This window comes from Adonisia turfae CCMR0081 (genome assembly GCF_011009555.1).
Lineage (GTDB): Bacteria > Cyanobacteriota > Cyanobacteriia > Phormidesmidales > Phormidesmidaceae > Leptothoe > Leptothoe turfae.
Map to the genome: position 1 here is coordinate 4,407,529 of NZ_QXHD01000004.1, position 12,390 is coordinate 4,419,918.

Sequence of the window (12,390 nt, forward strand, 5' to 3'; positions counted from 1 at the left end):
ATTAGAAAAGCACCCATTAAGCTCGACTTACAACAAGTACTTCTACAGGAATCATATTCGCGACTTCCGTATCGACATTTGCATCCTTAAGATTATGCTTTCCTCCCCAGGTCCAAACGGTATCTGCATCAGGCATAAATACCCAGTGCATTAGCAAGTTGTCATCCAGAAATCTTTGGATTTTATCACGATCAAAAATCTTCTGATTGCGCTGATTAGGATCTTCTTTTTGAAAAGAATCTTTGTCATAGATGCCAACTATACGTGGCCATGCAGGCTGATTCCAAGAGATTTTCTGATCTTGGAAACCACTTAATTTACCTAATGTAGGGTTTTGAGAAAGCGCACGTAGAGTAAAGCTATTGTGCTCATTATTTATTTTTTGTTCCACCAGATCTATGACTTTCTTTACAGATTCACTCATCAATTGCTGTAAAGGAAGTTTGTCTTTCTTGCGTTTATAAAGTATATCCAAATCACTGTAAGGCGTGACTCTGATTCCTAGCTTTTCACACAGTACAGAGAGGGCTCTAGGCGTTAATGCTAGATCTCCTTTCTTGTATCCTGAATCTGATACTTCTTGAGGTTGCAGGCTATGGAGTTTTTTATTCTTCTGGTCTATTTTAATGCCTTCAAACAAATTGTTAAAGTCTTTTACTTTTTCCCATAGTTGCGATTTATGTTGTCGAAGATGATCCTTAAAGAAAATCATCAAACCGACAATCAGCGTGTAGTCAGTTGGATACCCAGGCACTGTCTCTTTTGAATCATCATCGTAATAATGGGCCATTCGTTTTTCTATTCGATTTTGTACAATGCCCTTACCTCCTCGATCTTTATTTAAGTTGGCTTTGACTGACATCCCTTTATAATCAGTGCCATGGTAAATTGCGTCGAGTAACTCGATCAATATCTGCTCCTTACCTTGTGTTCCATTCTGCCGATTAGCAAAATAAAGCATGGCCATCAAGGCAGAGGCCATGCCACAGTTCCCCTCTTGATTCTGATTCAGTAGCCATGGCTTATCTCTAAGATTTTCTAACCTTTCATAGCTATTTAATTTTATTTCTACACTAAGACCTAGCTTAAGAGCATCCTGCCAATCATTTACATTTTGAGCAATGCTGTAGTTAGACAAGGAGCCTGACCAGCCTGCGTAATCATCCCCTTGTTGTTGCTGTAATTTTTGTTGTTGAAGTGCTGTTTGAAGTTCTAGTAGGCGGTTCATAGTTGGTCCTCTAGAGGGCTATTGTTTATCAATTAAGATCTAGAAGTATGTCTTTGAGTCAATTATCTGTTTTGTCCAACCATTACATGACGTTAAATTATAATTTCACTAGCTGTTTAAAGAACTGAATAAGCTTATGTATTTCCTAGGCAGGTGAGCTACTACAATGACTGAACCATCTGCTATGGAAAGAATAGGATGCGGCCATTTATATTTTCTCTATCTCTTTTGAGAACTTATATCTTCAAAAGTTCTCTTGTACCACTCAAGCTAAACTCTAACACAGATTTTTTGAGAGTTCTGTTACTAGCTCCCTTGTATTTATATGAAAATCTTATCTTTTAGCTTGATCTTGGATTCTGTACTGACCTGATGGATGCAGAAGATTTTAATGCCATGTTACATTGATGAAAACACAAGTCTTTCCGTCTCAGGATTACTTGAGATTGTTACAAAGTTCAAAAGATAGGCAATATTTCAAGAAATTGAAATATCTCTTGATACCTTGAAGTAACGACTGCTAGTCAGTTCTCATCAGATCTTTTCAATGTTCCAGTATTTGGCTGCTGATATCGTGCAGTCACATTATTCTGTCAATTATTACTCGGAGTTATCCATGAAAACTAACCTATCACAGGTAACATCAGCACTAATCTCCAATACGGACTTGGTGATTCAACCTAAACTGACAATTGGTGCCATCAATGACAAGTATGAGCAAGAAGCGGATCAAATCGCTGCCCATGTGATTCAACAACTTAACTCTCCTAACCCTGGAATAGCCGTGGTTTCTAGACCTACCCTGATCCCAGAGAGTGACAGAAGTATTGGCTTACCTACCAATCCAGAATTTCAAACATTGGTTTATCAAGCCTGTACAACGGATGGAGAGACTTTAGAAGTTTCATTGCAACAACAGCTAGAAACCATCATGGGAGCCAATTTTTGCAGGGTGCAACTACACCATGATTCACTATCTGATAGTTTGAATCGTGCCCTGGGATCAATCGCATTTACGATTGGAAATCACATCTTTTTTAGACAGGATGCTTACCAGCCAGAGACCCAAGCAGGGCAAGAATTACTTATCCATGAGCTCACTCACGTTATTCAACAAGGGGGCGGAAGCCATGACCAAGGTATCGGCTCGTCCTGGTATATACAACGGCATGTTACCTATGGCTTGGGAGCTGATGCTATTGGAGTAGAGATCACAGTTAACAAGAAATATACAGAAGCCAAACTAGTTGGCAAAAGTGGTGTGATTACCGATAAAGGCCCCAACAAAGACAAACGCTGGTTTGTCCGTCTCCATGGAGATGACAAAAACTACAGATTTAAATCAGAGGAACTGGATTACGCCAAGGTTGATGGTAAATCAGTAGAGGGTTTAGATGAAGCTCAATTTCCGTCAAAAAAATATCCAGGTTCAATTAATTGGTTTCGGGGGCGTCTGACCATCAACGATGAGGAGCTATATCTGGAAGATGAATCATCACCTGGCCGAACACCTCGCAATGTAGTGTGGATTTATAAGAATGATGATAAGGATGAATATCCCCATATTCTATGTGAGGAGTGGGCAGGTTGGATGGGTAAGGCGCACTATACCAGTGCAGAAGTTGTTATGAACGCTACGGATACTGAGGTCGATCATGTCAATGTACGGCGGGTGTGGTTTATATGGGATCAAAATGAAAGAAAATTTCTGCCGTTTCAAGTAGCTGGTGGCACTGGACATGATAACAATGTCGAAAGTAAAGACAGTACCTCTATCTTGCCAAATTTTGAGGCCGATAGTACAGATGTGAGGTTCATGTACGATGGTGGATGGAGAAGCCATAAGGTCGATAGATCGACAACACATCCAGCGATTCCAACTGCGGCTGATTTAAATGCAGGATGGGGACATGTTTAAGCAAGAAACTACCGGTTGTCCATACTCCCAATGGTCTTGCGATATGGAGATAAACTCAAGCTGAGGGACTAGCCGGAGGGTGTTAACGGACTGAAACCGTCAGCGCCTGGGGAACATTACATTCCCCAGGCGCTCGTGCAATTGATAGGCTACTTCGAAACTTAGCAATGCTCCAAAGCTGTGGCGGAAAGAGGCAAATGACTGATGACAATGGAGCTAGAGTACCTGCAACAAGGGTTTAATCAGGTCTGGTCACTGGGTTAATAGCGGCTCCTTGAAACGTTTTTCATGTCCGATGCTTTTACCGACGACGCTGGGATAACTGGGCCTTAGGAATTAGACGAATGGGAGACACAGGGACAGCTCTCTCAAAGAGAATGGTCATGCCATTGAGCAATACCGGAGTGTTGGAATCATCTTGTGAGTCCAGCCTGGGCTCACTAACATATTCATCGTCTAAATTATCGGTATCTAGAGCATAACCGTAGGTGTAGGGGGCGTAAGCCATGGTGAATGATCTGATAAAGGGGATAAAGGACTAAAACGGAGGTTGGCAAAGGTCAGGATAGTGGTAAAGCCGAGTCGTTACAGTTTAATTGTCGCTGTTATATTTTGTGCCAAGGCCTCATCCCAGGGCGATAACTTCCATGGGAACAGCATTAAGGATATCGGCCTCTATGGAATCACTCTCGTAAGTTTCATTAAAATCTACGCTATAGCCCCAGGACCAGGCTTGGTCTTTACTGGGCATGTAGAGCCAGTGTCGCAATAGGTTGTAGGGAATACACTGCTTCAATTGTTCTTTATTGAATTTTTCCTCAGTTCCATTAGTTTCAGTCTCTTGCTTGGTGTAAAAATCGGACTCTTCATAAACGCCGACAATGCAGGGCCATGGGAGGTTTGACCAACTAACTGGAGCACTAGAATCTGCTTTATCAGCTCGGACGAACTTATCTATATTGTTTTTGTAGCAGTTGAACAAAGTTATGCCGTTGCCACCACGACTAGATTCCTGCATAAACTTTTGGTGCATCGTATTGTACACCTTTTCCTTAAGAGGTGTTTTTTGTCGCTCAGTCGCACTAACGGTATTGTCGGTATAGTGTACTGCATCTATGGACAAATATTGGCACAATGCTAACATTCCCTCTAGGGTTAAACCAAAATCGCCCTTTTTTAGACCGTCCTTTGTTAAATCGAGGATACCCATGTCCTTTAAATGAAGCTTAGGCCATTCATTTTTAAGGATCTGATTAAATTTCTCTAGCTGTTGCCACAGATTAGTATTTCTCTTTTTGACATGATCTTTATAGAACAGCATTAAGCCGACAAGCAGCACATAGTCACCAGCAAAGGAGGCCACTTCTCCAATAGATGGGTGATGGAGAAGACGTTTTTCAATCCGATTTTGGATAATTGCCTTACCATTTCGCTCCTGGTTGGTATATCGGCTGGTGGCAATTAGGCTTTTATACTTGCTCTCAGACTTGAAGTCTTGTGACTGCGCTGCTGATAGCTCAGTTGATGTATAAATGGCATCAATTAATTCAAGCAGTATTGCCTGTAGATCTACATCTAATGAGTATCCACTGTTTGGGTCTATCGCCTTGAGGTGGAGCATGGCCATAATCACGGCGGCAAAGCCACAATTGCCTTCCTGATTTTGGTCCAATGCCCAGGGTGCCTTTGCTATCCGGGTAAGTCGTCTTTTGATGGATAGGGGTATATTGATGGTGATTTGATCCAGGGCTTCCCAGTTGTCGATGGTTTTGGCAAGGCTGTAGGTTGAGAATGCGGTGGGTGCGGGTGGCGGCGTTAGAATCCTGGGTGGTTCTGGTCTAGGTATGGGAGTAAGGGGCTTTAGTCTTGGTGTGAGTGGTCTTCGCTTTGCTGGTTTGCTGGTTAGGGCGTTTTGTAGTTTGAAGAGGCGATTCATGGGGAGAGATCCTTGCAGTATTTGAGGGTTAAGCAGGAAGAGAGATAAATATCATTTATTACTTGTTATTCTCTAGGGTCTGAGTATGGCGAAAAAAAATGTTGACTGATGATTGGACAAGTTAGCTTGGTTTCAGCTAATCACTCAGGAAATCAGTGAGTTACAGGAAAGTTGTAACGTACCTTAGTTCTGTTTTAGGGTCGGAGGTAAACTGGTATAACTATCTGGGGTACCAGGTTTTTGATTGCTACGTGTGCTTTATTGTTGTTTAACTTTGTATTCATGCCCCATGTCCAAACTGTTTCATGGTCTGGCATGTAAATCCAATGCTGCAATAAGTTGTATGGGATTAGGTTCTTGACCATTGCCGATTTATAGTGCTTGGTGGTGTCGAGTTTTCCGTCAGTTATGTGGTAAGGCGAATATACTCCAACATAACAGGGAAATTTGATTGACTGCCATTGAACCGGATCTGCCTTAGGGTGGGGTCTAACAGCAGCTAGATTCTTATCGTATATTTCCTTTAATGTTCTTTTATCATGGCCCTTTATTTCTTTTTGGATCTTGGCTTTGACTTTATTCTCATCGACTGGTTTAACTGGGGCCTGTATATTGGCGAATTCATAGTCTCGTAGTGGATATCCTGTGCCAATGTCCATTAAATCGCTCAGTAGGCGAAGAGCTCTGACAGTTAACGCTAAATCACCTGTCTTGGGGTCAGGGCCGGCACTTTTCTGCTGCATGTTCTTTAACTTCGTCTGGGGGCGTAATGTAAACCCATGGGCGGTATTAAAATCTTCCAGAGCTGACCACTCATGCGGTGCCGTAGCTTTCAAATGATCTTTGAAGAACAGAAGGACTGAAACAATGAGGGTATAGTCGCCAACATTTGAACTATTTTTGAGATCTATGATATTACTATTGTCGTCTTGCTTTCCATATTGGTCGAACCTCTTGTTAAGTCTATTCCAGATAATTGACTTACTAGCTGTGGCTGGGTTAGTTTTGCTAGTTGCTGTCATATGCTTGTATGTTGAACGCCACATAAGCTGTTGGGGGATTTGTTCAGATTTGTGGATTGCATAGATCAGCTTGTTTATCTCTTCCCTCCGTGCGTCTCGTTTCTCCGAGCTACTCTGCTTATTGACACTGACAAGGTGGAGTAACGCCATTATCGCTGATGTGATGCCACAATTGCCCTCGTCATTCTGATTTAATACTCCGGGATCGGTGATAATGGCATTTAAACGGTTTGCATAATCCACATTGTCTTTTTTCGCTGCATTTTCCACATCTGACCAGCTTTGGTATGCCTGTCCCATGCTGTAGGTGGCATGGTGATGTGACGGATGTGGTTGCATCGGAATTGACCGATACGGTCTAATTATTCTGTTTTCTTGTGTTTTCTGCTGGGATTGTACAGATACTGACTGTCTTGCATTGAGGGCTTGTTGAAGTGCTATTAACCGATTCATGGCTTCTTCTCGTTGTGGTTAGGTAATGGTGATCAATCGAAGTACTTTCTCTTCTTCTGCTCAAATGATCAGAGGTTTCACTCAGATAAAATCTATTTGATTTTCTGGTTGAACGACTTTCTCTATCCTCTCTTTGTTGTGCTCTAGATAAATCTCTTAGCAACGTCATACTAGCTACATGCCGCCAATATTTCGTCCATAATTATCTTCACAATGTTGATTAAAATCCATAGATATTGGGCATCATGTCATCCGAAGGTCGTGGTGCATCAAGCGAAAGGTGGTTTGATGATGCAGGAAAAAATCTTTAGCTAAGCAGTTTTTAACGGCTAGCGAAAGTTTCATGTGGTTGATCTTTTTCCTACACGTTTTCTATTACTTCATTGGACTCTCTAGTCTCAGTTTCTTGAGGCATTTCAGCTTCATGCTCTTGTTGTTCTTTTTCACTCATCTCAACTCTCCCCTCTGCCTCACTTAACGACTGCATCTGGGCTAGATCCGCTGCTAACGCTGTCTCATCTAATGTCAATGACGCACTGTGATCTGAGGATATTGGGCGGTTTCCAGCTCGCGCCTTATGGGGCTGATTTTGTTTCTCTGTTGTCTGTTGTAACTCCTTATCAAACTCATCAAACCGCTGTTCTAGGGAAATGGTGCCTAAGTTAAACGAGGTCGCATGGCTCATATTATGTCCCATGCGGTCAAACACATCATGGGCACGTGACCCAGTCATATCTTCCTTAACCTCAACCGGTTGACTACTCACCGGTATTACAGGCGTATCATCCATTTGATTGTGGGGCATATGGGACGACATTTGATCAAACACATCGTGGGGATCAGCCACCGCTTCTCGGATGTCATCGGGTAATGCTGAGGTTGTCTCTGTTGATGCAGCTGTCGATAACTGGTGAGCATCTTTGTTGGCCTTAACCCTGTCACTGCGACCTTGGTCATAGGTTTTCTTGCCACTGAGAATCGCCTGAAGGTCTGCAGCAAAGGCACGATTGCTCATCGCCTGGTCACTCCGGGCCTTCTCCGATGCTGTATCGAGATCGCTAAAGTCCAAATCCTCCGCCAACGTATCCTTGTCAAGATCAGCGACTGAAAATGACTGCCCAAATGACTGCCTAATAGTCTCTTGCTGATAATCTTGCTCGCCATCCTCTAAGTCAAAGGACTCGACTTCAAAGGCTGAAGTCCTTCTATTATCATTCCACTTAAAGGAACTGGCTGCATGGTCATCCTCGTCATAGTCGTCGTCTATGCCAAAGGTACTAGCCCTGTAGGCACCCTCATCGTCCTTATCCTCACGCCACTCAAAGGTGGTAGCTACATGGTCATCCTCGTCATAACCGTCGTCCATGCTGAAGGCATTGGTTGCATGGTCATCCTCGCCATAATCTTCGTCCCCATAGGCAGCTGCATAGGCTGTGTTAGCTATGTAGGAATTACTCTCGCTGTTATAGGTCAGCTCAATGGGCTCACCCCAGTCAAAGGATTGTGCTTGAGTGTAAACCTGGTGCGACTGTTGTTTAGGTGGGCCATGGTATCGTTTTCTTCGATATTTTTTGGGTTTGTCAGAAGAGCTACAGAGGTTATGTTCTAACGTGAGGAGTCGATTTTTCATAGGAGGCAGAGGAAAGAAAAAAGTAACGAATTATAAGTAAAAAGTAGAGATTGACTATGAAGTCATGATGCTTTTGGAGAGGACTGAGTTGTATTTTGCGCGCTTAACGTAGACTGTTTATTGGACTGTTTTCGTCTATGGCGTTTGCGTTGTAGCTGCGCCATATGGCTTACCAATTGGGGCGGACAGGCCAGCTGATAGGTCAACAGCAATACGTTGTTACGTAGTCCTTCTATATCAAAGGTTGATGGGACTGGGGTCAAGCTTTGTTCATGTATTTGCAGTGGAATGGAAAGAGAGCTTTCAGTAATAGTTATGGACTCATTTTCGAGCGATTGAGTGGGTGATGGGGGGGGGCTATCACCACTGGTATCGTCAGTGTCAACTATTGGCACTACATCAATCGTAGCTGCCGAAGCTGGGATATCTTTGGTCGGAGTCTCTTCAGAGAATATAGTCTTCTCTGGTGACTGTATTTGACTATTAGAGAAGGCTTTGACGACTTGGCTCTCAAGCGACGGAACATTTGATTGTGTTTCCCGCTCGTAGTTAAAATTAACCTTAGGATAGTTCTCTAATTGCAAATTTCCGTCAGTGATTTGCAAATTATCTGTTAATCTTATCTGCTCCTGTGTAATAGGTGGTTGTGCAATCTCCACTTCTGTAACATCTTGTTGTATAACGCTGGTTAACTCAACTGATGAGGCATCAGCGTCTGTCGTAAAAACCTCGTCAATGGCTCCATTGGTTGCAGGTGGATAGAACTTAGTGGCAACAGTTGCTGGCTCTGGAAGATCGGAAGAGAGACCAAGTCTGGCCTGGCGAATGGTGGTGGCCAGGGATTTATAGCTGGTTAGGGGGGCAGTTGGTTGTGGGTTAGAGGTTTGGGTAGAGCGAGATGCAGGAGGAGCAGAGGGGGTAGGCTTTGACGGATGCTTAGCCCAAGACTGAGCAGAAGAAGATTCTAGGAGGGAATTAAGGGTTTGTCGGCGTTGTTTTTTGGCAATGGTGTCTGGTGTGGGAGTGACCGAAAATGTTTCGACAATATTGGGATTAATGGGGGTGGGAACGGTGGGAAGATCGACATTAGGTGTACGAGTTTTTGGGCAGCTATGATATCGTTGGCCCAGCTGGGCGGCTAGCTGGCGATAGGCTCCGGCAGACTGCTGAGTTGGCTGTGGTTGCGGGTTTTGTAGGGCTGGATTAGGGGGGACTGACGCTGGAGCATGTTGGGGCTGTTTTAATCGGGGAGTAGGAGGCTCACCTAGCCGTTGCATCAGTGCCTTATAGTCCATAGATGGGGGTGCTTCCTGTTTTTTCATGGATGCCTGCTGTGTTTCTTTTGCCCGTCGTCTTCGTCGCACTGGTTGCTGCAACGGTTGCTGGCGTACAGACCTGACCCGAGGCTGATGCCCTCGGATATGGTGCTCCAGGGCTAATAGACGATTGTGGCTAAGTGGCGTGTAAGCAGACATGGTGAGTTCAAAGGTGAAAATTCAAAGTTCAAAGTTTAAGTAACAAGATTCTCGTAAGGTGACTAATTTAATTCCCTTAAATCCCCTCTCGGGAGGGGCACCTGAAAGGCGAGGTGGGTTAACCACTAACGCTACTAACCGATTCCCCAATTCGCTCCCTATGGCGGCTTCGTCTAAGATTCCAAATTCATCGTAAATACGGCATAGGGATCCAACGCTACCTTAAGCTGATTGTCGTGGCCTGTTAGGTGAGTTTGATTAACCTTGATCTTGAGCTGTTTGTTATTTGCGGAAAGAATCTCCACTGGCTGATCGTTGATCACCGCTGCCGGAAACTGATCCAACGACTGGGCACTGGCTAAGTTGTTACCTTCCAAGGTTAAAACCGTATCGCCCTGGGCTTTAGAAAGGCTGGCCTTGGCCACACTGGGTGGATGCTCCTGACGGCGGGCCTGGTTAATAAGATTAGCCAGGCTGCTATAGCTCACTTTCTTTTTGGTCACCTTACCCAGGTCCACATTGCGATCTTCGACGGTGCGACGTAAATCTTCGGTGGATTGAATACCAAGTTTTTTTAGCTCCTTACGTTCGTGGTCAGGTATGTCCACCTCATCAATGGACGTTTCCCCATGTTGAATTGGCGGGCGAGTCACTTCTCGAATTTGGCTGTCGCTAATGGACCCGAGCTGGAAGGAGATTTTGGACGCACCCTTTTCCCCTGGCTTGGCCGTGGTAAAGCGTACGTTGTCGCCATCAAACTCTGGAAACAACTGGAGTTCTAGATTCATATCCTGCACCATGTAAGTCAATCGGCGGTTTAAACCTTTGACCGACAATGTGTCTTGGGCCTTGTCTAACTCAAGGATCAAGGAGTCAAGAAAGGATTCTAAATTCCAAGATTTGTTTCCTTTAGTCGCCATAGCGAGCCTCCACAATGTGCATCTGCATTTGATGGAACATTGGCAATACGGTGGTGGCCGTCCGCTGGGTGGGCGGGGCTCCCTTGAGGGTAACCTGACCCGCTTCATCCACTATTACCCGCAGTTCAACGGGCATATCCAGCTTGATTTCTTCCACCGTTAAGACCTGCCCTGTGTCCGGATCCACTCGCTGTTTTTCGTAGTCCGCCAGGGTAGGTATCAGGTCCGCTAGGGGGAGCAGCGGATCTAGCTCTTCAAACTGTTCACTGCTGGTGGCAGCTGTGACAATAGGGTCTGGAGAGGTAACTTCTAACTCGATCATCTCTGACGGTGTGACGTCACTCCTGCCAGGCAGCGGTGGGACTGGCTGGCTGGGATTAGGAGAATTTGTAGGAGGTTCTGTATGGTTATTCATCGCTAACGCCTATAAAGTGGGCTTTAGTGGGCATGGGGAAATATACTGGCGCTTCGCTTAGCTCTGTCACATGGCCGTTTTCATCAATGTCTGAGACTCGCTTGAGCAGGATACGCTGCAGTTTGAACTCTGGATATACCCATAGGGCCACCGTGCTACCTCTGCGGCCCCTAAATTTGACTGAACTGCGGGCCAGGGCATTAAACAAATCAATATTGTCGCGATTAAATAGGGCGTTTAACTGTTCATCGTTGAGGGGGGCATGGTGAGAGATTTGTCCCAGCAGCTCATTGAGCCGCTCGGGATTAAGCATCATGCCGGCCTTGAGTTTGCCTTCCTGGTGACTATGGCTGGTTTGCTCAATCCGGGTAAGGGTTTCCATGCGCGCCAGAGTGGTGCGATCGCGTTCCAATGAGTAGTAGTACTTGCAGTCCAGGGTCAGCTGACGTCGCTGCTTCGACAGTTGCCCCTGCCACACCTTATGCCAGTAAGACCGGTAGCGATCCACATCGTTAAGCGCCACCGTCTCCCCCTGACCTTCAATGCGGTCAAAGCAATAGTCCCGCACCAGGGTAATCATCTGGGTCATACTGGTGCCCATGCGCTTTTTCCCCATGGTCCGTTGGGAGCGACCGCCCCAGGCCAGCACCGCCATCACCAAATAATCCTCGTTGGGTTCGAGCATAGCCAACTGCTCTTGGGACAGCGTTGGCACGACAGTCAAAGGACCATGGGTGAGATCCTCCACCCGATATGTCTTCTCAATTAAAACTTCCAAGGTTTCCGGATTTTTTACCAGGATCTGGAGAATCCCCCTGGCAATCGGTCGCGGAGTATCTAACTTAAGAGGAAAGGCAATATCATGCCCCTGATGGTAGAGCACCCGAGTACGACCGTGGAGCATTAGGGGAGTGACCTGCATAAAGTCCAGCCGTACCCGAGCCACCCGTCGATAGTCAATTTCCTGAGGCGACCAGGTCAGAGCATTGACCATCGCCGAGCTATAGGCCCACTTCTCCATAGCCGTATCATCTACATTCTCTATCAGTTTCTCAATGTGCTGCTGATCTTGTTTTTTATCCTCCATACTGACCTTAGCCACCTGGGTAACACTGTCGGTAACCGCCCCCAACAGTTTGGTGGGGGATATATTTTGCAGCATCATCTGTACAGTTTCTGGGGTCAGCACCTGCTGTAGCAACGGCATCAGGGAGGTCATCAACCCGCTAAGATTGGCCGCCCCGCCAGCCGACCCTAACAAGGACGACGCCCCGCCAGCCGCTCCGGCAGCCGCCCCACCCTCTCCCAGCAAGGCTGCCAGGGCTGGCAGAAACAGTGTTTGGGAATAGCTGCTAGCAGATGCGGCGGTTGAAAAGCCGTTTATACTGCCATG

10 protein-coding genes are annotated in these 12,390 nt (G+C 45.5%); 1 reads left to right on the forward strand and 9 read right to left on the reverse strand.

Going from position 1 to position 12,390, the window contains the following annotated elements:
• Positions 1-16 precede the first annotated feature (16 nt).
• The gene (locus DXZ20_RS22960) at positions 17-1,228 is read right to left on the reverse strand and encodes a hypothetical protein (protein WP_163701045.1); all 1,212 of its coding nucleotides are present in this window, start codon (positions 1,226-1,228) and stop codon (positions 17-19) included.
• Between the two features lie 616 nt (positions 1,229-1,844).
• Here DXZ20_RS22960 and DXZ20_RS22965 point away from each other — a divergent pair.
• Complete coding sequence (locus tag DXZ20_RS22965) at positions 1,845-3,146, forward strand: eCIS core domain-containing protein (RefSeq protein WP_163701048.1); 1,302 nt, start codon at positions 1,845-1,847, stop codon at positions 3,144-3,146.
• A 301-nt stretch (positions 3,147-3,447) separates the two neighbouring features.
• On the opposite strand, the gene DXZ20_RS22970 is transcribed toward DXZ20_RS22965, so the two are convergent.
• The 8 genes from DXZ20_RS22970 to DXZ20_RS23005 form a co-directional block, all read right to left on the reverse strand.
• Positions 3,448-3,654: a hypothetical protein gene (locus tag DXZ20_RS22970; protein ID WP_163701050.1), complete on the reverse strand. Its 207-nt coding sequence runs from the start codon at positions 3,652-3,654 to the stop codon at positions 3,448-3,450.
• A 117-nt stretch (positions 3,655-3,771) separates the two neighbouring features.
• Positions 3,772-5,082, reverse strand: a complete 1,311-nt coding sequence (locus DXZ20_RS22975) for a hypothetical protein (RefSeq protein ID WP_163701053.1) — start codon at positions 5,080-5,082, stop codon at positions 3,772-3,774.
• A 194-nt stretch (positions 5,083-5,276) separates the two neighbouring features.
• Entirely contained in the window at positions 5,277-6,443 is a 1,167-nt protein-coding gene (locus DXZ20_RS22980) for a hypothetical protein (RefSeq protein ID WP_250565888.1), read from the reverse strand.
• Positions 6,444-6,918: 475 nt separating this feature from the next.
• Positions 6,919-8,187, reverse strand: coding sequence for a hypothetical protein (locus DXZ20_RS22985; protein ID WP_163701059.1), 1,269 nt, complete (start codon positions 8,185-8,187; stop codon positions 6,919-6,921).
• Positions 8,188-8,249: 62 nt separating this feature from the next.
• Positions 8,250-9,662 (reverse strand): hypothetical protein, encoded by a 1,413-nt coding sequence (locus DXZ20_RS22990; RefSeq protein WP_163701062.1) that lies wholly within the window; start codon positions 9,660-9,662, stop codon positions 8,250-8,252.
• Positions 9,663-9,835: 173 nt separating this feature from the next.
• Positions 9,836-10,582: a hypothetical protein gene (locus tag DXZ20_RS22995; protein WP_163701065.1), complete on the reverse strand. Its 747-nt coding sequence runs from the start codon at positions 10,580-10,582 to the stop codon at positions 9,836-9,838.
• Complete coding sequence (locus tag DXZ20_RS23000) at positions 10,572-10,997, reverse strand: hypothetical protein (RefSeq protein ID WP_163701067.1); 426 nt, start codon at positions 10,995-10,997, stop codon at positions 10,572-10,574. Before DXZ20_RS23000 ends, DXZ20_RS22995 begins: the two co-directional genes overlap by 11 nt.
• Positions 10,990-12,390: hypothetical protein (locus tag DXZ20_RS23005; RefSeq protein ID WP_250565889.1), on the reverse strand; the 1,401-nt coding region annotated here is incomplete at its 5' end. The genes DXZ20_RS23005 and DXZ20_RS23000, both read right to left, overlap by 8 nt.

Excerpts from the sequence above, each read along its gene's own strand:
- DXZ20_RS22960 (WP_163701045.1), bottom strand. The coding sequence starts at position 1,228 with ATGAACCGCCTACTAGAACTTCAAACAGCACTTCAACAACAAAAATTA.
- DXZ20_RS22965 (WP_163701048.1), top strand. The coding sequence starts at position 1,845 with ATGAAAACTAACCTATCACAGGTAACATCAGCACTAATCTCCAATACG.
- DXZ20_RS22970 (WP_163701050.1), bottom strand. The coding sequence starts at position 3,654 with ATGGCTTACGCCCCCTACACCTACGGTTATGCTCTAGATACCGATAAT.
- DXZ20_RS22975 (WP_163701053.1), bottom strand. The coding sequence starts at position 5,082 with ATGAATCGCCTCTTCAAACTACAAAACGCCCTAACCAGCAAACCAGCA.
- DXZ20_RS22980 (WP_250565888.1), bottom strand. The coding sequence starts at position 6,443 with ATGCAACCACATCCGTCACATCACCATGCCACCTACAGCATGGGACAG.
- DXZ20_RS22985 (WP_163701059.1), bottom strand. The coding sequence starts at position 8,187 with ATGAAAAATCGACTCCTCACGTTAGAACATAACCTCTGTAGCTCTTCT.
- DXZ20_RS22990 (WP_163701062.1), bottom strand. The coding sequence starts at position 9,662 with ATGTCTGCTTACACGCCACTTAGCCACAATCGTCTATTAGCCCTGGAG.
- DXZ20_RS22995 (WP_163701065.1), bottom strand. The coding sequence starts at position 10,582 with ATGGCGACTAAAGGAAACAAATCTTGGAATTTAGAATCCTTTCTTGAC.
- DXZ20_RS23000 (WP_163701067.1), bottom strand. The coding sequence starts at position 10,997 with ATGAATAACCATACAGAACCTCCTACAAATTCTCCTAATCCCAGCCAG.